Genomic DNA, 21,970 nt, shown 5'->3' on the forward strand with positions numbered 1-21,970 from the left:
ACCGAAGAACTCCGCATCGAACCGGTCCGCGTCATGCAGAAAGCCACCATGCCGCGTATACGACGTGCCCTGACGCTCCGGATCCGGGTCATACAGCGACTCCAGATCCCAACCACGGTTCTCCGGGAAACCCGAAACCGCATCCCGCCCCTCGGACACCAACCGCCACAAGTCCTCCGGACCCCGCACATCACCCGGAAAACGACAACCCATCCCCACAATCGCAATCGGCTCGTCCTCCCCCACCACCACCGGCAACACCGACCCCACGGCGGCGTCCGCCGCCGTGTCCTCGGGCCCACCCGCGAGCAGGACGCGCAGATGAGCGGCCAGTACGGCCGCTGTGGGGTAGTTGAACAGCAACGCGGACGGCAGCCTCAGCCCGGTGGCGGTCTCGAGCTGATTCCGCAGCTCGACCGCGGTCAGCGAGGTGAAACCCCGTTCCTTGAAGGGCGCATCGGCGTCCACCGGCTCCGTGTCGGGCCGCTGGAGGACGACCGCGGCGGCCGAGTTCACCAGGTCCAGCAGGACGCGCTCCTGCGCGGCCTCCGTCAGACCCGCCAGTCGCTGCCGTATCGCCGCCGTGGATCCGTCCGCGGCGTCCGCGTCCGCGGATCCGTCCGCGACCGCCCGCAGGCCGCCCGCTGTCGCGCCGCCACGCTGCCGGCCCTCGGGGTGGGGCCAGTAGCGGCGCCGCTGGAAGGCGTAGGTGGGCAGGGAGCAGGGGCGGGTACCGGGCGGGAAGACGGCGGACGCGTCCCATGCGATGCCCGCCGTGTGCAGCTGCGCCAGCGCGGTGACGGCGGTCTGCGGTTCCGGCCGGTCCTGCTGGAGTACGGAGACCGTGGCCGGGCGGGGCTGCCGGCCCTCCAGGGTGGTGGTGACCGCCTGGGTGAGGACCGGAGTCGGGGACAGTTCGAGGTAGGTGGTGACCCCTTCGTCGCTCAGCGTCCGGACTCCGTCGGCGAAGCGGACCGTCGCCCGGATGTGGCCGACCCAGTACTCGGGCGAGGTGAGCTGCTCGTCGGTCGCGAGCTCACCGGTCACGTTGGACACGACGGGGATACGAGCCGGGGAGTAGGTCAGCGTGGCGGCGACCCGGCGGAAGTCGTCGAGGATGCCGTCCATGTGCGGGGAGTGTCCCGCGACCGTGACGGCGATGCGCTTGGTCTTGCGGCCGCGGGCCTTCCAGGCGGCGCAGAGCGCGAGAACGGCGTCCTCGTCACCGGAGACGACCGTTCCGTCAGGGGAGTTGACGGCAGCGACCGAAACGGCTTCGGCGTACTCGCCGAGGTGGGCGAGGATCTCCTCCTCGTTCGCCTGGACGGCGGCCATGGCGCCTCCGGCGGCGGACTGGATGAGCCGGGCGCGGGCGGCGGCCAGGGTGCAGACGTCGGGCAGCGAGAACACGCCCGCGACATGGGCGGCGGCGAGTTCGCCCATCGAGTGCCCGGTGAGGTAGTCGGGGGTGACGCCCCAGCTCTCGTAGAGCCGGTAGAGGGCGGTCTCGACGGCGAGCAGGGCCGGCAGGGCGTAATCGGTCCGGTCGAGCAGCGCTGCTTCGGAGGAGCCGGGCTCGGCGAAGACCAGGTCCCGTACGGGCCGGTCCAGGTGCCGGTCGAGGTGGTCGCAGATCTCGTCGAACGCCGCCGCGTACACCGGGTACGTCGCGTACAGCTCGCGCCCCATGCCCACCCGCTGGCTGCCGCCTCCGCCGAAGAGAACGGCAAGGCGGCCTCCGGCAGGAGCGCCTGAGACGGTGTGCACGGACGGCACCCCGGCGGCCAACGTCCGGAGTCCGCCCAGTAGTTCGTCACGGTCGGCGCCCACGACGGCGGCGCGGCGGTCGAAGGCAGTGCGGGTGGTGGCCAGCGCCCATCCGGCCTCGGCAGGGCCGGTCTCCGGCCGGGCATCGAGGTGTTCGGCCAGCCGGGCGGCCTGTGCGCGCAGGGCCGCCTCCGTACGGCCGGAGAGGACCCACGGCACGGGGGCGGTGAGATCCTGCGCCGGGGACGGGTGCAGCGCCCCGTCGAGGATGTCCGCCAGCACCACGTGACAGTTGGTGCCGCCCACGCCCAGCGAGGTGACGCCGGCGAGCAGTGGGCCGTCCTGCCGGGGCCAGGGGCCCAGTTCCTGCTGGACCCGCAGCCCCAGCTCGTCCATCGGGATGGCCGGGTTGGGGGTCTCGTAGTGGAGGCTGGGCGGGAGTTCCCGGTGCCGGATGCTGAGCGCGACCTTGAGCAGGCCCACTATGCCCGCCGCGCCTTCGAGGTGCCCGACATTCGTCTTGGCCGAGCCCACCCGCAGCGGCGAGTCCTCGGGGCGGCCCTGTGCGGTCACGGCCCCCACGGCCCTGGCCTCGACCGGGTCGCCCACCGGAGTTCCCGTGCCATGCAGTTCGATGTACTGCAGCTCGGCGGGGTCGACTCCGGCCCGCCGGCAGGCGGCGCGCAGCACCGCGCTCTGCGTCGCGAGTCCGGGGGTCGTCAGGCCGTCGGTGGCGCCGTCGTTGTTCACGGCGCTGCCCTTGATCACGCAGTACACCGGGTCGCCCGCGGCGAGTGCGGCGGACAGCGGCTTGAGGACGACCAGCGCGCCGCCCTCGCCGCGCACGATCCCGTTCGCCCGGGAGTCGAGGGCATGGCAGCGCCCGTCGGGGGACAGTGCCCCGAGCTTCGCGAGGGCGATGGTGCTCTCCGGGACGAGGTTGAGGTTCACCCCGCCCGCGACGGCGGTGGTGGACTCCCCGCTGCGGAGGCTGGCGCAGGCGGCGTGCACCGCGACGAGCGAGGAGGACTGCGCGCTGTCGAGGGTCAGACTGGGGCCGTGCAGTCCGAGCGCGTACGACACCCGGTTGGCGATGATGCCGCGGTGGACCCCGGTAACGCTGTACTGGTCGATGGCCTGCGGCCCGTACTCATGCAGCAGGCGCGCGTAGTCGTCCCAGATGGCTCCGATGAAGATGCCGGTGCTGGTCCCGTCGAGCCGGCCGGGCGCGATCCGGGCGTCCTCCAGTGCCTCCCAGGCCAGTTCGAGGACCAGGCGCTGCTGCGGGTCCATCGCCAGGGCCTCGCGCGGCGAGATGCCGAAGAAGGCGGCGTCGAACTCGTCGACTCCGTCGAGGAATCCGCCCCGGCGGGTGTTGACCTTGCCGGGTGCCGAGCCGTCGGGGTCGTGGAGCTCCCCGGCGTCCCAGCGGTCGGACGGGACCTCGCCGATCGCGTCGCCGCCGCTGCGGAGCAGCTGCCAGAACGCCTCGGGACTTTTCGCCCCGGGCAGTCGGCAGGACAGGCCGATCACAGCGATCGGCTCATCCCACGCCATCCCTGCGGGGCTGCTGTCGCTGCGGCTCTGGTCGATCATGCGTTGCCTGTCCTCGGGGTGTGTGAGCGGTGTGGTGCCGAAGGCCCGGCACCCTCAGCGGGTGCCGGGCTCGGTCGGAGCGGCGGGGTGGCCGCCCGCGGTCGCGTCAGCCGTTGGCGAGGGCCTGAAGGGCCTGCTTCCAGGCGATCTCGCCGCCGGCGGCCTCCATCACCAGCCAGGGGTTCCAGAAGTCGCGGAAGAGGGTGATCTTGCCGTTCTCGAACCGCACGACCGACAGATACGTCTGGGTGTACTGGCCACCGGTGGCGACCAGGGTGCACTCGCCGGTGAACGCCGCAACCAGCAGCCCGTCCTCGGTGACCGTGTAGAACTCCGGCTCGGAGAATTCGACCTTCAGCTGCTCGCCGAACATCGTCATCTGTGCGAGCAGCGCTTCCCTGCCCTGCATCTGCGAGGGGAAGCCCGGTGCCGGACAGGGGAATTCGAGGATGCCGTCGTCGGCGAACAGGCCGACCCACTCCTCGATCTTCCCGTCCGACAGCAGCCCCAGGCTGCGGGCGAACAGCTCCTTCAGCTCCTGCGGCGAAGCGGTGGTCATGGCGGTGTCTCTCTTTCTGTGGAGGCTTTCGATGCGGTGGCGCTCTGCCGGCCGGTGACGGGGTCGTCCGGCGGGACCAGGCCCTGTCCGGGCCTAGTGGGTGGGGGTGACGATGCCGCCGAAGACGCGGTCGATCGCCCGGTCGGGCAGCAGCCGGGCGAGGAGGCGCCCCCCGGTGGCGTCCCTGCCGACGCCGTACCGGGTCTTCGGACTCTTGGCGACGAGCGCACGGAAGACGGCCAGGGCGACATCGTCGGGGGTCTTGCGGCTGGTCCTGGCCGCGTTCTCGTTCGTCTCGAGGAATCGGAGGAACGGGCCTCGGTACAGCTCCTGGACCGGTTCTGCGACACCCTCGATCGTGCTGTTGCCCTCGGTGGACATCTTGTCCCAGATCGGGGTCATGATGGCGCCCGGCTGGACCACCGAGACCGCGATCCCCTGCGGGCCGAGCTCGCGCCGCAGCGCGTCGCTGAGCGCTTCCTTGGCGAACTGGGCGGCGGCGTAGGCCCCGAGGTAGGGGATGGCGACGTTGCCGACACCGGAGGTGACGTTCACGACCCGTCCGCCACGCGCACGCAGCAGCGGCAGGAAGCCCTGGATCACCGCGAGCTGACCGACGACATTGGTTTCGAGCTGGCGGCGCAGCAGCTCGGGCGCCACGCACTCCAGCGGGGCCGTGACGGCGATGCCCGCATTGTTGACCAGGCCCCACAGGCCGGCCTCGGCGATGTGCTCCGTGACCGCCCCCACCGCCTCCTGGACGGACTTCTCGTCCGTCACGTCCAGGATCACCGGTGTCAGCCGGCCGGTGGATGCCGCGCTCAGCCGCTCCGCGTCCTCCTGACGGCGGACCCCGGCGAAGACGTGGAAGCCCACGCGTGCCAGGTGCAGGGCTGTGGCCTTCCCCAGCCCCGAGGACGCTCCGGTGATGACGACGGCTCGTCCCCCGGGCGACAACAGACCCGTCCTGTTCGACACGTATTCCTCCGAGTTGGGTATCAGGACTTGCTGGCGGACAGCACCGCGTCGAGGGATCCGGCGGCCATCCGCTCCGCCCGGTCCGCCGGTACTGCACCTTCGACGTGGGTGAAGTTCCAGGCCATGCGTCCGTGGCTGGTGTTGACCGTCGCGCAGTAGAGGGCGTTGACGGACAGACCCGCGATGAACTCGGCGGACGACACCTGCCACGGCCCGATGGCACGGGGGAAGTCGTAGCGGCCGATGTTGGAGAGGCACAGGGTGAGCGGTCCCTTCTCCTCCATGAAGCGGAGGAGACGCCCGCTCTTGGCAACCGACTTCGGTGCCACGAAGCCCATCGTCGCGATCGCGGTCAGCTGCTCGCCGCGCTGCCGTCGCCGCACGAGGTCCCGGCTGATCGCACGCGCCATCGGCCACAGGGACGCGCCCGGCCGGTAGTCGACGACTGTCGGAACCGTGGCGACGTAGGTGCCGATCTCCCGGTCGGTCACCCGGGGGACGAGATCGTCGCGGAAGTTGATGGGAGAGCCGATCATCATGGAGCCCGCCACGCCGCCGGCGTCCTCGGCGGCGGCGGACACCATCGCTGCCGCGAGCGCCCCGTGCACGGTGGTCTGCTCCCGGCGGCACGCCGCCACGAGATCGGCGAGCTGCTCTGCCGACAGGGAACGGTGCAGCAACCGGGTGGTGCGGTCCTTGAACGGCACCCGCCGCGTCGGTTCCAGCCGACGCGGCTTCAGCCGGCGCGCGGCTCCCTGGTCGGCCAGCTGCTGCGCCACGATCCGGCGTGCGCCGGACAGGCCGCGGTGTTCGGCCGGGAGCAGCGACTCGGGTGCGGGCAGGGCTCGTTCCGGCCGGACAACGGGCCCGTCGGGGTCCAGGTCCCCGGCCTTGATCTCGGCGGCCAGCTCGATCCACTGCCGCAACAGCGTGAGGACGGTCGTGCCGTCGGCAATGCAGTGCGGCAGGGTCAGGACGAGGTCGTGCACGTCCTGCGCCGCGGGCTCCGCCCCGGACACGGTGAGCGCGACTGCGCGGGCCAGCGGGCCCTTGCGCCAGTCGACGGAGGTGACGAGCTCGTGGTCGTCGACCGCCTGCTCCCAGCGGTCCTCCGCGTCCTTGACCGCCACGACGTGCAGCGGGATCGGGTTGCCGCTCACCGGCACGAAGCGGGGGTTGCGGCCCGCCGCGTCTGCGCGGATGGCGGTGCGGAGCATCGGATGCCGCCGCTGGAGGGCGTCGAGGGCCTGGGCCAGCAACTCCTCCGGCAGCGGGCCGTACACCCGGACGTGAGCGATCACGTTCAGCGGCGAGATCTGGTCGCAGACCCAGTACCACCGCTCGAGCGGGCTCAGCGGACGGCATGCCTCGGTCTGCTCGGCGGGCCGCTTCACGGCTGCACCTCCATCATGCGGTCATCGGTGGCACGGGTACCGGGGAAGTCGAGGTACTCCGCGTTCTGCTTGTCCAGCACCGAGTTCGGCGCCAGCCGGAAGAACAGGTCGCGGCCCAGGATCCGCAGTGGCTGCTCGGTCTGTTCGAGTGCGCTCAGCGCGTACGCGCCGTCGACGATCTTCTTCGTACGGGGCCGCCGAGCCGTCTCGTACGCGCGCAGGGCGCGCTGTGGGTCCGCGGCGTTCACGAGGTGGTGTGCGAGGACAACGGCGTCCTCCACCGCCATGCACGCTCCCTGCCCGAGGCTCGTCATCATGGGGTGCGCCGCATCCCCCAGCAGCGTGACCGGCCCCTTGCCCCACTGTTCGAGGAACGGACGGTCGCGGGCGGGGAAAGGGGTGATCTGCTCGAAGGGCGTCTGCGCGACCGCGGCCTGCACCTCGTCGGCCCAGCCGGCGTAGGTGCGGACGATCTCGTCCTTGTCGCCGCTCCAGTCGCGAGCCCGCTCCACGGGCATGTTCTTCGTGCCCCACCAGTAGACCTGGCCGCCGCCGATGTTGGCGAGACCGAAACGGCGCCCACGGCCCCAGTAGTGGGCGCCGTACTGCTTGGTCACGCGCGGGTGCCGGAACTCCGGCGTCGCCACCCAGCAGATGTAGCCGCTCTCACGGGGCTGTTCGGGGCCGACGAGCTGCCGCCGGATCGCCGAGTTGAACCCGTCGGCGCCGATCAGCACATCGCCGCGCGCAGCTCGGCCGTCCTCGAAGCGCACCCGCACCCCGTCGCCGTCGGGCTCGAAGCCGCCGGCCACCGCCCCGAGCGTGATCGGGCAGTCGCCGATCTCCCGGAGCAGCAGCTGTTGCAGGAGGGTGCGGGTGATGCCGAAGCTGGGGGCACCGAGCCGGTCGCAGATCTCCTTGAACTTCAGCGTGCGGATGACCTTGCCGCGTGTGGTGAGGAAATGCAGCTCTTCGAGGATCTCGGCGCTTTCCTCGAGCTTCAGGTCGATGCCGAGCGTCCGCAGGGCGAGCACGGCGTTGGTCATCAGGGACACCGCCCCGCCCGCCGGGCGCAGTTCCCGCGCCCGCTCGTAGACCTCGACGTCCATACCGATCCGCCGCAGGGCGGCAGCGGCGGTGAGCCCGCCGATGCCCGCCCCGACGACGATCGCCTTTCTGTTCCGGCCTGTCGTCACTGTGCTGCCCCTTCGTCGGGAAGTCGCCGCTCCTGCGGTCCGCCCATCACGTCGGCGATGGCCCGGCCCACGGACTGCACGTACGGCTCGTCCAGGAGCAGGAGGTGGTCTCCGGGGACGTCGACGACGTCCACCTGACCGGTGGTGAGGGTCGCCCAGCCGTTGGCCGGGGCGTCGTGCAGGGTCCGTGCGGCGCCGTGCATGGGCTTCAGCACGTCGGGCAGCGGAGCGGTGGCCTTCACGAGCGTGATGTCGACGGGCTCCGGTTCCGGCTCGTAGTCGCGCAGCGACGCCCAGTTGGCCTTGTAGACCTCGAACATCCTGCGCACGGTGGAACGGGCGGTGTGCGACGGCACGATCCCCACGCGTGCCGCGCGCTCGGCGATGAAGTCGAGCCGGTCGTCGTCGGTCTCCAGCTCGTCAGGGATGTGCTCGACCGGTGCGCTGCCTCCGCGGTCGACCCAGATCAGCTCCCAGAAGAACCACTCCATCATGGCGCGCTCCGCCACATCCGGACGGTCTCCCGGGGTGGGGGCGATGGAGTCGAGGAGGACGAGCCCCGCGACCTCGTCCTGCCCCGACTGCCGCAGCTGTCGGGCCATTTCGAAGGCGACGAAGCCGCCGAACGACCACCCGCCGAGGTAGTACGGGCCTTCCGGCTGCACCCGGCGTATCGCTTCCAGGTAGCTCTCGGCGAGCCCGCTCATCGTCTGGACCGGCTCGGTGCCCGGCTCCGCGCCCGCCGCCTGCAGCGCGTACAGCGGCTGGTCATCGGGCAGATGCCTGGCCAGTCGTACGTAGCAGAGCACGTTGCCGCCCAGGGGGTGGACCAGGAACAGCGGTGGCTTCCCGCCTCCCCTGCTCGTGACCGGCACCACCGGGTCGAACGCCGCGACGGCCTCCCCGGAGCGCAGCCGCTCGGCGAGCCTGGCGACCGTGGGGGCGGCCACGAAGGCGGTCAGCGGAATGCGGACGCCGAACCGCTTCTCGATGGTCACGATCAGCCGCATCGCCGTCAGCGACGTACCGCCGTGCTCGAAGAAGTCGTCGTGCACCCCGAATCCGGGGCGCGCCAGCATCTCGCTGAAAATGTCGGCGAGCGCCCGCTCGTAGGCGTCCCGGGGCGGGGTGGCGTCCGCCACCGGCCCGGTCTCCAGCGGAATCCGCCGCAGCGCGGCGTCGTCCCGCTTGCCGCTGGGCGTCAGCGGGAGGTTCTCCACCCAGCTGAGGTGTGCGGGCACCATGTACTCGGGCAGTACCGCACGCAGCCGCTTGCGGATCTCCTCGAGGTCGGCCGAGCCCGGCTCGCCGACCAGGTAGGCGACGAGGAAGGAGTCGACCCCGTCCCCGCGCTTGCGGGCCACCACGGCGGCCCCCCGGATGCCGGGGAAGTCGTCCGCCATGGCCGTGATGGCGATCTCGACCTCGGCCGGCTCGACCCGGAATCCACGCACCTTCACCTGGTTGTCGGCGCGGCCGAGCCAGACCGTGTTGCCGTCCGGCAGGACCCGGCCGAGGTCGCCGGTGCGGTAGAGCCGGGCGCCCGGCTCCCCCGACGGGTGTGGAACAAAGCGCTCCTCGGTCAGGTCGGGACGGCCCCGGTAGCCGAGTGCCAGGCATGCGCCCCCGAGGTAGATCTCGCCCTGGACACCCGTCGGCACCGGATGCAGCCGGTCGTCGAGCACATGGATCTCGGCCCCGTCGATGGCGGTGCCGATCACGGGCAGCGCCGGCCAGTGCGCCGGGTCCCCCGACAGCAGGCAGGCGCTCGCGATGTTGGTCTCCGTCGGCCCGTACTGGTTCTCCAGCAGCGTGCCGGGCCCGGCCGCGCAGAAGCGGCGGATCTCCTCAGTGACCCGCAGCTGCTCACCGGAGGAGTTGAGCACCCGCAGCGCCTGCGGCCGTATGCCCAGCAGCTCCGAGGCCTCGGCCATCTGCTGGAGAGCGACGAAGGGCATGAACCACCGCTCGATCCGCTGCTCGTCCAACAGCTGCAGCAGGGTGGCGGGATCGCGGCGGTCCGCGTCGGACACCAGGTGCAGGGTGCCGCCCCCGGCCATGGTGGAGAAGATCTCCTGGAAGGAGACGTCGAAGCTGAGCGGCGCGAACTGCAGGGTGCGGGCCCCGAGCGCGCCGGTCTCCACACCCAGCTGCCACTGCACGTAGTTCGCCCACAGCCGGTGCGGGAGCTCGACCCCCTTGGGCTCGCCGGAGGAGCCGGACGTGAACAGGATCAGCGCCAGGCTGTCGAGCGGCAGCTGCGCCGCGGTGCCCCCGTCCGCGGTTCCGGTTTCCTCGCCGGGCATGGCTATCGATTCGACGGGCAGCACGAGCGCGGGGTCGGGGACGAGGCCGGCGTGCTGCTCGTGCGCGATGACGCAGAACGGGCGGGCGCGCTCGACCATGCGGGCGATGCGCTCCGGCGGGTAGCTCACGTCCAGCGGCACACAGGCCGCTCCGGCCCGCAGGATGCCGAGCACGGTCGCGATCATCTCGGGGGAGCGGTCCAGGGCGATGCCCACGCCGGCCCCCGGCTTCACACCCAGCTTGCGCAGCCGCCCGGTCACCTGCCGTGCCGCCCGGTCGAGCTCCCGGTACGTCCAGCTCAGCTCCCCGAAGACGACGGCCTGGGCGTCCGGCTGCTTCGCCGCCATGGCGGTGAACAGGCTCATGACGTCGGCCGGCTCCGCCGCGGGGTTGGCGGGCAGTTCCTCGGATGCCGTGAGGAAGCCGAAGTCCGCGGGCTCGTCCGGGTGTTCCACCGTGCGGCGCAGGACGGCCGTGTAGGTGTCCGCCAGCAGATCCACCTGCGTGGCCGTAAAGGCCCGGCCCGCGCAGTTGAGACGCAGCCTGGTGCGCCCGTTGCGCGGATCGACGATCGCGTTCACCAGGAGCGCGAAGTTGGTCTCCTCATAGGTGGTCAGGTCCAGCAGGCCGAGGTCCGCCCGCCCGAAGAGCGACTCCAGGTTGTGCAGGCGCATGAAGGTGAAGGCCGAGTCGAGGAGCGGCGCGCCACCGCGGTCGTCCTGGATCGCGCTGAGGGGATAGGCGCGGTACGGGTGGGAGTCCCGCTCCTGGCGGACGACATCGCGCACCACGTCCAGCCGGGTTCGCTGTCCTGATCCCAGGCGGAACGGCATCGTGTTGAGGAAGAGCCCGGCGAGCCTGTCCGAGCCCGTGACCTCCGGCCTGCCGTGCGTCACCAGACCCGTCGTGACGTCGTCGGCGTCCGCGAGCAGACGCAGCGTCAGACAGTGGGCCGTGAAGAGAAGCAACCGCAGAGGCAGCGCGTGGTCGCGGGCGAACCGCTGCAGCTTGTCGTCGAGTTCCTCGGGCAGCTCGATGTGTCGCACGATGCCCTCACCGCTGCTGGGGGCCTCGTACGGCACGAACGGGTCGAGCTGGACGAGTTCGGCGCCGTCGAGCCGGTCGCGCCAGTATTCCCGGGCCTCCTCGGACTCCAGGATCGCGCGCTCATCGCGTACGTAGGAGGCCGGCGTGGGCAGGGAGACGGCGGGCACCGGCTCCACGTCGGCGCCCAGACCGTGCAGATAGTCCTGGAGCAGCTCGGACATCAGGTTCGCGACGCTCCAGCCGTCGAGAATCGCGTGATGGAAGCTGAGGACGAGGTCGAGGACGCCTTCGCGTACGCAGGCCCGGAAGTGGTACAGCGCCGGCCGTTCGTAGTCGTACGCGTGGTAGCGGCGCTCCTCGATGTGCTCGCGCACCGCCGCCTCCGCGGCCGGCTCGTCGCTTCCGCGCAGATCGGTGACCGAGAGGACTCCGGTCACCTCGGGGTGGACGATCTGCAGCGGCTCGGAGTAGCCGCCGAGCGCGAAGGAGGAGCGCAGGACCGGGTGGCGGGCCACCAGCTTGTCGACGGCCGCCCGGAAGGCCCGCTCGTCCCAGGCGACGGTGAGCCGGTACCGGAAAACATCGTGGTAGACCGCCGTGGACTTCTCGTCCTCGCTGCTGTGGTAGAGCATGCCCAGGTGCAGGCGGGTGGCCGGGTAGGCGTCCACCGCGCCGATGCCGAGCAGCCTGGCCTTGTCCATTCCGGCCACGAGCTCGAACGGCTCGATGGCGCCGTCCTCGCTGTCCTCGCCGTCCGAGGGCATGGGAGTGGCGTGGGCGGCCAGCTCCGACACCGTCGTGTACCGCGCCATGTCCGGGAGCGCGACCCGCAGCCCGCGCTTCTCCGCCTCCGCGCGGACCCGCAGCATCAGGATCGAGTCGCCTCCCAGTGCGAAGTAGTCGTCGTGCGCACCGACTCGGCCGACACCGAGTACGTCCGACCAGATCTCCGCGAGTGCCGCCTCGGTGGCGCTGCGCGGCGCTTCCCCCGCGGTCTCCGTACGGTCGGGCTCCTCGGGCAGCTGCCGGAGAAGGGCCTTCCGGTCGGCCTTGCCGTTCGGCGTCAGCGGGATCCGGTCGAGCCGGGTGAACTGCGCCGGAATCATGAACTCCGGCAGGCTTTCGGCGAGGTGGTCCCGGATCCGGGCCGGTTCGAGGATGCTGTCGGCGACGTAGCACCCGACGAGTTGCGTGGCGCGGGTACGGGACACCCTGGCGATGGCGACCGCGCCCCGGACACCGGGCACCAGTGAGAGCCGGTGCTCTACTTCGCCCAGCTCGACGCGGTTGCCCCGTACCTTCACCTGCCCGTCGATGCGGCCCAGGTACTCAAGGCTCCCGTCCGCGAGCCTGCGGGCCAGATCCCCTGTGCGGTAGATCCGCCCGTCGGCGGCGAACGGGTCGTCGGTGAACTTCTCGTGGGTCAGCTCGGGACGGCCGAGGTAGCCACGGGCGACGCCGGCGCCCGCGATGCACAGTTCACCGGGTGCGCCGACGGGCTGGGGGTTGTCGTGCGGGTCCAGGACATGGAGGCGGATGTTGTCGATGGGCCGTCCTATCGGCACCCGGCCGACCGGCTGCGCCGGGTCCGTGGGGCAGTCGTGGTACGTGACATCGACCGTCGCCTCGGTCGGGCCGTACAGGTTCACCAGCCGCGTGCCCGCCGGGCCGAGGAGCCGGTTGAAACGGTTGACCTGCTCCGGGGGCAGCGCCTCGCCGCTGCAGAAGACGCGGCGCAGCGAGATCGCTTCGTCGAGCAGTTCGGGCCGGCTCTCCAGCAGATCGAGGAAGGGCCCGAACATCGACGGGACGAAGTGGATGACGCTGACGCGCTGTTCCGCGATCACGCGCAGGATCTCCTGCGGGTCCTTCTCCGCAGCGGGCGCCGGCAGGGCGAGCCGCGCGCCGGCGATCCCCCACCAGAACAGCTCCCACACCGACACGTCGAAGGAGATCGGGGTCTTCTGCAGGAGGACGTCACCGTCCCCGACCGCGTAGCGCCGCTGCATCCAGGTCAGCCGGTTGACGACCGAGTGGTGCTCGACCATGACGCCCTTCGGCCGTCCGGTGGAGCCCGAGGTGTAGAGGACGTACGCGAGGTTGTGCGGGCCGCTGACCTCCGGCAGCCGTTCGGCGGATCCGGTCAGCGGCTCGTCGGCACGGCGGACATCCGCGGTGAGCCCGGACGGCAGGTCCGGCGTGCCGGAGCCGGTCAGGATCACCTTGGCGGCGCTGTCCTCCAGCAGGAAGCGGATGCGCTCGGCGGGATATCCGGGGTCGACCGGCACATAGGCGCCGCCGGCCTTCAGCACCGCCAGGATGGCGACCATCATGGGCGTCCCGCGTTCCAGCAGGACGGCCACCCGGTCGCCGGGCTCCACTCCGTCGGCGCGCAGCGCGCGTGCCAGCTGGTTGGCGCGCGCGTCGAGTTCGGCATAGGTCAGGGCGTCGCCCGGCTTCGGCCCGACGACGGCGGTGCGGTCCGGGGTCCGGGCCGCCTGCTCCTCGAAGAGACTGTGCAGCGTCCGGTCGGCCGGGTAGTCGGCGGCCGTCCGGTTCTGTCCGTCGACGAGTTCCTCGCGTTCCTGGCCGTCGAGCATCGGGATCTCGGACACCGGGCGGTCCGGGGTCTCGAGGCCGCCCAGGACCAGGTTGCGTATGTGCCGCCCGAGAGCCTCGATGGGAAAGTCCTCGTCGAAGACGTCGCAGGCGTAGTCGAGTTCGACCACGACATCGCCGCTCTCGCGCGCCTCGGTGACGGCGACCGCGAGGACGTCTCCGTCGTGTGCGCGCGTCCCGCCGGCGGCTTCCTGGCGCAGCCCCGGCAGCTCCTGGGGGCTCGGCCACTGGACGTACGAGAGCGTGACGTCGAACAACTCACGGGGGCTGCCGGGCGCCAGGTCGTGCAGCACATCGCCGAGCGGAAGCCGCTCGTGGCGCTGGAGCGTGCGCGAACCGGCCTGGACGGCGGCGACGAGCTCCGTCAGGGTCTGTCCGCCCGCCGCGGACACCGGGAGCGGGAGGGTGTTGGCGAAGTGGCCGACGGTCCGCCGCTGCGCCTGGCCGCGGCGGTTGAACAGCGGTACGCCGAGGACGATGTCGTCGGCGAGGTGGACCCGGGACAGGTAGACCGAGAAGGCCGCCGCGATGAAGGCGAACGGCGATTCGCCCCGGTCCCGTATCCGCTCGACGGCCTCGCGGGGCAGCTCGAAGGAGTGCCGTGCGCTGAGGCGGGATCCGCTGGGCGCCCGCCTGGTGAACAGCGGCGGCACGAGGTCCGCAAGGGCGGTGCGGAAGTGGTCGCGGTCCCGGTCCCGCTGCGGAGAGGCGCGGTAGCGGGCCTCCTCCTCCAGGAAGGAGAGGTAGGACGGCGCAGCGGGGCCGGGCGCGGTGTCCGCGGGCCCTGTCCTCGCGTAGTCGGCCCGTACCCCTTCGAAGAACAGGTTGAGCGCCCAGGCGTCGGCCATGACGTGGTGCACCTTGGCGTACGCGTGGACGAGGGTGTCGCTCTCCCTGAGCAGCGCCAACTCGTACGCGGGGCCGTCGCCGAGGGAGAAGGGACGGTCGAAGGACGCGGTCATCCACGCTTCGCAACGCGCCCGCGGGTCGGGGTCGCCGGAGAAGTCCAGCACCTCGATACGCGGCTCCTCGGCGCTCACACGCTGGAGCGGAATCCCGTCCTCCTCCGTCAAGCGGAGCCGGAAGACATCGTGGCGACGCGCCACCCGCAGCAGAGCCGCCGAGAGCCGCTCCACGTCGACGGGGCCCGCAAAGCGCTGAGAGAGGTAGAGGTTGAACTGAGGGAGCTCCGGGAACAGTGCATGCGCCACCCAGATATCGCGTTGGTAGGCCGTCAACGGTGACCACTCGGATGATTTCAAGATGTCCTCTGCTCAGATCGCGCCTCGGAGTTCAATCTCGCTGAGCGCACCCTGCACCGAAATGGTCCAACCATCCAGAAAGCCTCGAGGCTGGTAGTCCGAGTACCAGCCTCGCAGTACCCTGCTCGACACATCCTCGCTATCAACTTCTTGGATTAACCAGGGAAATATGGAAATTCCTCCTTCCCCCCTGGCGAAATTGCGTCGCGTGCAGCAAGAATCCGTAGCTACACGCCCTCGAGCTCCAGCCGGGCAAGCCAGGGAGGAAGCCCCCGTGAGCACACAAGCACCGTTGGTTGTCGGCCGTCCCGTTCTCGGGTCGTTGCAGGATCTTCGCGACGACACTTTGGGCGCCTATCTCCGGGCACGGCGCAACCACGGCGATGTCGTACGCTTCAGCGCCGGCCCGCCGGGGCTGCGCGCCAGCCTGTACGCTGTCTTCTCCGCAGAGGGCGTACAGCAGATCCTCGGCACCGAGGCATCGAACTTTCGCAAAGAAAACGATGTCTACTCCGAGATCCGCGAGTCCATCGGAAATGGTCTGCTCACCAGCCAGGACACCGAGTACATTCGGCAACGCCGTATGATTCAACCGCTGTTCACCCGACGCCGGGTGGACGCATACGCGAGTGTCGTACACGGCGAGGCGGGCGCGACTGCCGACCGCTGGGCCACCGCCTCCGGCAACACCATCGATGTGTCACACGAAATGGCCGAGTTCGCTCTCCGGAGCGTTACTCGCATTCTTTTCGGTGCCGATATCGATACCGCAGTCGATGTTGTGCGGCGCAATTTCCCCGTGATCGGCGAGAGCGTCCTGCGGCGCGGGGTGGCGCCGATACGCATCCCCCGCACCTGGCCGACCCCGGCCAACCGCCGCACCGCGGCGGCCCAGCAGGAGCTGTACGCGATCTGCGACCGCATCATCGCCGAGCGGACCACCGCCGAGGCCGGCGACGCCGACGACATGATCACCCTGCTCATCCAGGCCCGCGACGAGGACGGCTCCGCGCTCGATCCCGATGCGATCCGTGATCAGGTGCTGGTGTTCCTGCTCGCCGGGCACGAGACCACCGCGACCGCGCTCGCCTTCGGCCTGCATCTCCTCGCCTGCCACCCCGAGGCCCAGGAGAAGGCCCGCGCAGAGGTCGACTCGGTCCTCGGCGGCCGCGCGGCCGGGGCGGCCGACCTCGACGAACTGCCCTATCTCACCAGGGTGTTCAAGGAAGCCATGCGGCTGTACCCATCCGTGGCGATCATGGGTCGGCGCACGGTCGCCGACACCGAGATCGGCGGGTACCACATCCCGGCGGGTTCCGATGTGTACGTCAGCCCCTGGGTCACCCAGCGACACCCCGACTACTGGGAGAACCCCGACGCCTTCGATCCGGACCGCTTCGCCCCGGAGTTGGAGGCCTCCCGCCCCCGTTACGCCTGGTTCCCGTTCGGCGGTGGCCCGCGTGCCTGCATCGGACAGTACTTCGCCATGCTGGAGGGCGTCATCGGCCTGGCCACATTCGTTCAGCGCTACGAATTCGGCGCCGTGGAGTCCGAGATACCTGTCGAACTCGGGATGACCCTGCGCGCCTCGGGACCGGCACACGTACGCCTGACCCCCCGAGAGAGCAGCGGTGCCCCGGCCGGGGAGGGACGCGCGTGAAAGGGGCGCTGGGCGCGATCCTCACGCCGGATGTCACCTCGGCGGTGAAGCAAGCCGACAACGTCCTGGTCCGGGGCGCGAGCGGCGGACTCGGCTCATACGCAACGCAGCTCGCGCTCGCGGGCGGCGCCACCCCCCTTTCCGGACCTCCGGCTACCACCACGCGTACGACAACCGCTACCTGTGGATGTCGCTCAAGCGCATCGCCGGCTCCCCCCTCGCCAACGACCGCGAGGCATGAGAGACCAACCGCCTCATCGCCAAGGGCAGGATCCAGCAGGGCAAGGCCGGCGTGCTCGCCCTCGCTCCGCCGGAAGGCCTGGGCGTCCGCGACGAGGAGACGCGCGCCAAGCACATCGATGCCATCAACCGTTCCGCTGTCCGAACCCGGCACAGCAGTAGGTGCGAGAGCTGCAGGGACCCAGTGAAAGGTGAAAATTCGTTGGAATCCGCTGCATTCATGGATGCGAGCCCCGGGACGGCAGGCAGTACCCCCGGCACCCGCGATTCTGATTCCTTCTACCGCGACGGGGGCGCGGGCGCCATCATGCGGGCGGCCCACTTCCCGGACGAACTCTTGTCGTTCCTGCAGATGGAAGGGCTCGCGGTGCTGGACATGGCCTCCCGGCACGGGTGCGACAGCCTGATCGAACTCGGCTGTTATGACGGCCGGGCACTCGAGGTGGCCCGGGCCGCCGGCATCCGCTACCTGGGCGTGGACGTGAGCAGCAGCGCCATCAACTCGCTGAACCGCCGGATCGCGGACGAATGCCTGCAGGACCGGGCCAGCGCCGTGCTCGGCAACATCCTGCACAGCCACGAGTGGGCCTCCGCGGTGAGCAGTGAACGCCCGCTGCAGCTCCTGCCGTTCAACCTGGTCGGGAACTTCGCCGAGCCGGAGAAAGTCGTCGCGGGCCTGCGGGAACTCGGCGGCATGGGGGTGATCTCCGTCTTCAACGAGGAGCCATGGACCACCGCAGTCCGCCGTGCGTACTACACCGCCTGCGGCATCGACATTCTCGAAGAGGCCCCGGGCCCGTACGGCGGTGTGCTGTTCCGTGGTGACGGAGGCTTCCAGTCGCAGTCCTTCAGCAAGTACGGCATGTCCGCCCTGCTGGACGCCGCCGGCGTGAGCGTCGTCCACGAGACGACCAACAGGCTCGGACGCTGCGTCACCGTTCGCTTCACCTGAGGACGCCCGCTCCCTCCACCCCTCCCGACCGCCCGCCCATCCACGGAGACCCCATGCCCCGTCGTGAACTCGAACCGTCGCTGAGGTGGGACGACGGCGCTGTGCTCACGGTCGACCAGCGAGCCCTGCCGCACGAGTACCGCCTCCTGCGCCTGGCGACCCAGGACCAGCTCATCAGCGCCATAACGACCTTGGCCGTCCGCGGTGCGCCCGCCATCGGCCTGGCCGGCGCCCTGGGAGTGGCGATGTCCGCGCGGCAGCACAGCACTGATACGTCCCTCGACGTGCAGGCGGTACGCGCGGACGCCGCCCGGCTGGCCGGGGCCAGGCCCACCGCGGTCAACCTCGCCTGGGCGGTGCACCGCGCCCTCGCCCGGCTCGCCGACGGCCCCGAGGCCGTGCTCGCCGAGGCCATGGCCATGCTGGACGAGGACATCACCGTCAACCGGGCGGCCGTCGACCGGGCCGCCGGCCTCGTGGAGTCGCTCACCGAGGCCAGGCCGCTGCGGGTTCTCACCCACTGCAACACCGGGCGGCTGGCCACCGCCGCCGTGGGTACCGCACTCGGGACGATCCTCGAACTGGCCGAGCGCGGCCGGATCGAGGAAGTGCTGGTGGACGAGACCCGTCCGCTGCTTCAGGGGGCACGTCTGACCACGTGGGAACTGGGCGAGGCGGAAGTGCCGTATCGGCTGTGCGTGGACTCCGCGGCGGCCGCCGCCATGGCGCGGGGGCTGGTCGACTGCGTGCTGGTGGGGGCCGACCGGATCGCCGCCAACGGCGACGTTGCGAACAAGATCGGAACCTACGGGCTCGCCGTGGCCGCTGCCCGGCACGGCATACCTTTCATCGTCGTCGCACCCGAGTCCACCTGGGACCGGGATCTGGCCGACGGGTCCGGGATCGTGGTGGAGGAACGCGCCCCGGCCGAGGTCACCCATGTCGCGGGCACCGCGATCGCACCCGTCGGAGCCGGCGTCTACAACCCCGCCTTCGATGTCACCCCGGCCGGGCTGATCACCGCAATCGTCTCCGAGAAGGAGACGGTGCGACCCCAGGAGACACGACGGCACTGTGCCGGTGAACTCGCGGTGGTCGCCCGGAAGATGTATGAGCAGGGCTGGATGCCCGGCACATCCGGCAACCTCTCCGTCCGGCTGCCCGGCCCTGACGGGCTTGCACTGATCACCGCCAGCGGACGGGACAAGGGCGAACTCAACTCCCGGGACATGGTGCTCGTGGACGCGGAGACAGGGGAGGTCGCGGAGGCCACGGAGCTGAAGGCCTCGGCCGAGACCTCGATACACGCCGCCATCTACCGGGCCACCGATGCCCGGGCGGTCATCCACGTCCACTCCCCCTACGCCACCGCGATCGCGTGCCGCAGTGGCGATGAGGAACGCCTCGTGTCCGTACGCCTGGAGAAGTTCGAACTGCTGAAGGGACTGGGGCTGCCCGACCCCGCCGGCACGGTCCTCCCGGTCTTTCCCAACTGGCCCGAGGTGCCCCGGATCGCCGCCGACGTGGCCGGCCACCTCCGCCGCACTCCGCAGGCTCCGCCCGGTCTGCTCATCACCGACCACGGAGTGACGGTCTGGGGCAAGGACCTGTCCCAAGCACGCAACAGGCTGGAATGCCTGGAGTCCATCTGTCACTTGTTGGTGCTGGGTCCGCCTGAAGTTCGCGTGGACAGCCGACGAAGCCGAGTAGGGGAGACACCGTAGTCATGACTTTGCTCCAAGTGATGCCCGAGGACGCCCCGGACACCGTGCTGCTGCGCACCCGGGACGAGGGAGAAATCGCCGAGGCACTCCAGGAGTCCTCGGCTCGGCTGCGCCGCTGGCCGTTGCGCGGGAACGTCCTCCCGGGCACCAGCGGGGAGGACATGCTCGCCCGCTACCGGTCCGACGTGGACGAGCTGTGCGCAAGCGAAGGGCTGCGCCTGGTCGACGTCGTACAGCTCCTGCCGGAGGAAGGGCCGGCGTGGGAGGAGCGTGCGGCCACGGCTCGCAGCGCCTTCCTGGAGGAGCACCGGCACGCCGAGAACGAGATCCGCTTCTTCGCCCACGGAACCGGGTGCTTCTACCTGCACGTCGCGGGGCGTGTCTACGCGGTGGTGTGCGAGGCCGGTGATCTGCTGTCGGTGCCGGCGGGCACTCGGCACTGGTTCGACATGGGGCCGCGCCCGGAGTTCTGCGCCATCCGCTTCTTCGAGGAGGAGGATGGTTGGGTGGGCGACTTCACCGGAGACCCCATCGCCCAGCGCTTCCCGCGGCTCGACGCTCTGCTGGCGGCAGGGTGAGCAGCACCGCGGCTCCGCTGCGGGTGGGCGCGGTGGTCCTCGACATCGAAGGAACCACCGGGTCCGCCGCGCACGTGCACGACGTGCTCTTCCCGTACGCGCGGGAGAGGTTCGCCCAGTGGTTCGCCGACCACCGGGACAGCCGGCTCCACACCGAACTGGTGAGCCAGATCGGTGACGCCACCGGCGAGCCCGGGCTCGACGAGGCCCGAGCGGTGAAGGTGCTGACCGAGTGGACGGATGCCGACCTCAAGGCAGCGCCCCTGAAGGTCGTCCAGTCCCGGATCTGGGCCGCCGGCTACGCGGACGGGACACTCGAGGGCCATGTGTACGACGACGTGCCCGCGGCGCTCACCCGCTGGGCCCGGGCGGGAATCGCCCGCTACATCTACTCCTCAGGGGCGGAGGGCGCGCAGCGGAACTGGTTCGCGCACAGCGGCCACGGAGACCTGACCGGACTTCTGGACGGCTACTTCGACCTGGCAAGCGCGGGCGGCAAGCGGGAGCCGGAGTCCTATCGGGCCATCACGCGCGCGATCGGCGTGCCGCCCGCAGAGACCGTGTTCCTCAGCGATGTGGTTGCGGAACTGGACGCCGCTACCGCCGCGGGATGGCACACGGTGGGCGTGGTGCGCGACAGCGCACCCCATGTGCCTCATGTGCCCCATACAGGCGGACATCCGTGGATCAGTTCCCTGGACCAGGTATCGCTGGAGGGCCCGGACACTCGCCGACCCGGCCATTCGGCCAACAACGACTGCGAGGTGGGACAGGCATGACTGAACAGCAGACCCCCCCTGACGGGCCCCTGGCGGAGATCGGCGTCATCGGCGGCAGCGGCTTCTACGAGTTGCTCGCGGACACCCGGCAGATGAGGGTCGACACGCCCTACGGTGAGCCGTCCGACGTGCTGTCCGTCGGCACCGTGGCCGGCCGTCGGGTCGCCTTCCTGCCCCGGCACGGGCGGAACCACGCGTTCCCGCCGCACAAGATCAACTATCGGGCGAACATATGGGCGATCAGGTCCCTCGGCGTCCGTCAGATCCTCGCCCCCTGCGCGGTCGGTTCGCTGCGCCGAGATCTGCCCCCGGGCACGATCGTGGTCCCCGACCAGCTGGTGGACCGCACCAGCGGACGTACAGCGACGTACTTCGATGAGGGCGCGCTGCACGTGCAGTTCGCGGACCCCTACTGCGAAGACGGCCGGACGACCGCGGTCAAAGCCGCTGCCGCGGCCGGGACCGAGGTGCGTGACGGCGGAACCATGGTGGTGGTGGAGGGGCCACGGTTCTCCACCCGTGCGGAATCGCAGTGGTTCGCGGGTGCGGGCTGGTCGCTCGTCAACATGACGGGACACCCGGAGGCCGTCCTCGCGCGCGAACTGGCCGTCTGCTACACACCGTTGGCACTCGTCACCGATGTAGACGCGGGCATCGACGCCGACGAGAGCGTCGCGCAGGAGGAGGTCTTCAAGATGTTCGCGCAGAACATCGAGCGGCTGCGAGGCGTTGTGCTGAAGGCGGTAGAACTGCTGCCCGAGCACCGGGACTGCCGGTGCGCCCGGGCGCTCGAGGGGCTCCACCTCCCCTTCGAACTCCCGTGATCCCCCCGTGGCCCGTCCGTCGTTGTCCCGGTTGACTTCGCAGAACAGCGCGCAGTGCAGCAAGCACAACCCCAGTGGAACGCAGACAGGAATTCGAGTGATGAACAGCGAGCAGCTCAAGCCCCGGACCGAAGCAGAGCGCTTCTTCTCGGCCGACATCCGGGTCGGCCGGATCCTCTCCGTGGACGAGTTCCCCGAGGCGCGCAAGCCCGCGTACAAGATCAAGGCGGACTTCGGACCGGCGGGTGTGCTGCAGACCAGCGCCCAGGTCACCAACTACCGCATCGATGAGCTGAAGGACCGCCTGGTCGTGGGCGTCATCAACCTGGGAAGAAAGCGCATCGCCGGATTCACCAGTGAATTCCTGGTCCTCGGCTCCTACGACGCCGAGGGAGCCGTGCTCCTCCTGTCCCCCTCCGCCGGTGCCGCCCCTGGGGACGTCATCGGCTGACCCGGCTGCCCTGCACCCGCCACGTGACCGCCACGGT

Annotated in this window: 13 protein-coding genes and 1 pseudogene; 8 read left to right on the forward strand and 6 right to left on the reverse strand. The window is 70.5% G+C overall.

The features are described 5' to 3' along the window. From ABZW18_RS28415 to ABZW18_RS28440, 6 genes are all read right to left on the reverse strand, one after another. Nucleotides 1–3,363: beta-ketoacyl synthase N-terminal-like domain-containing protein (locus tag ABZW18_RS28415; RefSeq protein ID WP_356192790.1), on the reverse strand; the 3,363-nt coding region annotated here is incomplete at its 3' end. A 106-nt stretch (nt 3,364–3,469) separates the two neighbouring features. Beyond that, nucleotides 3,470–3,922, reverse strand: coding sequence for a nuclear transport factor 2 family protein (locus tag ABZW18_RS28420; RefSeq protein ID WP_356192792.1), 453 nt, complete (start codon nt 3,920–3,922; stop codon nt 3,470–3,472). 93 nt (nt 3,923–4,015) lie between these two features. Further along, nucleotides 4,016–4,900 carry an SDR family oxidoreductase gene (locus ABZW18_RS28425; RefSeq protein WP_356192795.1) on the reverse strand — a complete coding sequence of 295 codons (885 nt, stop codon included), beginning with the start codon at nt 4,898–4,900 and terminating at the stop codon, nt 4,016–4,018. 20 nt (nt 4,901–4,920) lie between these two features. Then, nucleotides 4,921–6,294 (reverse strand): condensation domain-containing protein, encoded by a 1,374-nt coding sequence (locus tag ABZW18_RS28430; RefSeq protein ID WP_356192797.1) that lies wholly within the window; start codon nt 6,292–6,294, stop codon nt 4,921–4,923. Beyond that, nucleotides 6,291–7,490: an FAD-dependent monooxygenase gene (locus ABZW18_RS28435; RefSeq protein ID WP_356192799.1), complete on the reverse strand. Its 1,200-nt coding sequence runs from the start codon at nt 7,488–7,490 to the stop codon at nt 6,291–6,293. The genes ABZW18_RS28430 and ABZW18_RS28435 overlap by 4 nt, the downstream gene beginning before the upstream one ends. Further along, on the reverse strand, nt 7,487–14,725 hold the full coding sequence (locus ABZW18_RS28440; RefSeq protein WP_356192801.1) for an amino acid adenylation domain-containing protein: 7,239 nt from the start codon (nt 14,723–14,725) through the stop codon (nt 7,487–7,489). Before ABZW18_RS28440 ends, ABZW18_RS28435 begins: the two co-directional genes overlap by 4 nt. A 274-nt stretch (nt 14,726–14,999) precedes the next feature. Between ABZW18_RS28440 and ABZW18_RS28445 the strand changes: the two genes are divergently transcribed. The 8 genes and pseudogenes from ABZW18_RS28445 to ABZW18_RS28480 all read left to right on the forward strand — a co-directional run bounded on the left by ABZW18_RS28445 (nt 15,000) and on the right by ABZW18_RS28480 (nt 21,933). Next, nucleotides 15,000–16,385: a cytochrome P450 gene (locus ABZW18_RS28445; protein WP_356192804.1), complete on the forward strand. Its 1,386-nt coding sequence runs from the start codon at nt 15,000–15,002 to the stop codon at nt 16,383–16,385. Between the two features lie 38 nt (nt 16,386–16,423). After that, a pseudogene (locus ABZW18_RS28450) lies at nt 16,424–16,758 on the forward strand (hypothetical protein); the annotation flags it as partial. Between the two features lie 87 nt (nt 16,759–16,845). Beyond that, nucleotides 16,846–17,577: a hypothetical protein gene (locus tag ABZW18_RS28455; RefSeq protein WP_356192830.1), complete on the forward strand. Its 732-nt coding sequence runs from the start codon at nt 16,846–16,848 to the stop codon at nt 17,575–17,577. A gap of 53 nt (nt 17,578–17,630) precedes the next feature. Beyond that, entirely contained in the window at nt 17,631–19,301 is a 1,671-nt protein-coding gene (gene mtnA / locus ABZW18_RS28460) for an S-methyl-5-thioribose-1-phosphate isomerase (protein WP_356192805.1), read from the forward strand. A 2-nt stretch (nt 19,302–19,303) separates the two neighbouring features. After that, nucleotides 19,304–19,879, forward strand: a complete 576-nt coding sequence (locus ABZW18_RS28465) for a cupin (RefSeq protein ID WP_356192807.1) — start codon at nt 19,304–19,306, stop codon at nt 19,877–19,879. Next, nucleotides 19,876–20,658, forward strand: coding sequence for an acireductone synthase (gene mtnC, locus ABZW18_RS28470; protein WP_356192809.1), 783 nt, complete (start codon nt 19,876–19,878; stop codon nt 20,656–20,658). The genes ABZW18_RS28465 and mtnC overlap by 4 nt, the downstream gene beginning before the upstream one ends. After that, complete coding sequence (locus ABZW18_RS28475) at nt 20,655–21,482, forward strand: S-methyl-5'-thioadenosine phosphorylase (RefSeq protein WP_356192812.1); 828 nt, start codon at nt 20,655–20,657, stop codon at nt 21,480–21,482. The genes mtnC and ABZW18_RS28475 overlap by 4 nt, the downstream gene beginning before the upstream one ends. Before the next feature lie 100 nt (nt 21,483–21,582). Beyond that, the gene (locus ABZW18_RS28480; protein ID WP_356192815.1) at nt 21,583–21,933 is read left to right on the forward strand and encodes a tRNA-binding protein; all 351 of its coding nucleotides are present in this window, start codon (nt 21,583–21,585) and stop codon (nt 21,931–21,933) included. Nucleotides 21,934–21,970 lie beyond the last annotated feature (37 nt).

Source organism: Streptomyces sp. NPDC004647 (assembly GCF_040609575.1).
Classification (GTDB): Bacteria; Actinomycetota; Actinomycetes; order Streptomycetales; family Streptomycetaceae; genus Streptomyces.

Bases quoted from the DNA above. Each gene is read 5' to 3' on its own strand.
- ABZW18_RS28465 (WP_356192807.1), top strand. From the start codon at position 19,304: ATGACTTTGCTCCAAGTGATGCCCGAGGACGCCCCGGACACCGTGCTG.
- ABZW18_RS28455 (WP_356192830.1), top strand. From the start codon at position 16,846: ATGGATGCGAGCCCCGGGACGGCAGGCAGTACCCCCGGCACCCGCGAT.
- mtnA (WP_356192805.1), top strand. From the start codon at position 17,631: ATGCCCCGTCGTGAACTCGAACCGTCGCTGAGGTGGGACGACGGCGCT.
- ABZW18_RS28475 (WP_356192812.1), top strand. From the start codon at position 20,655: ATGACTGAACAGCAGACCCCCCCTGACGGGCCCCTGGCGGAGATCGGC.
- ABZW18_RS28480 (WP_356192815.1), top strand. From the start codon at position 21,583: ATGAACAGCGAGCAGCTCAAGCCCCGGACCGAAGCAGAGCGCTTCTTC.
- ABZW18_RS28420 (WP_356192792.1), bottom strand. From the start codon at position 3,922: ATGACCACCGCTTCGCCGCAGGAGCTGAAGGAGCTGTTCGCCCGCAGC.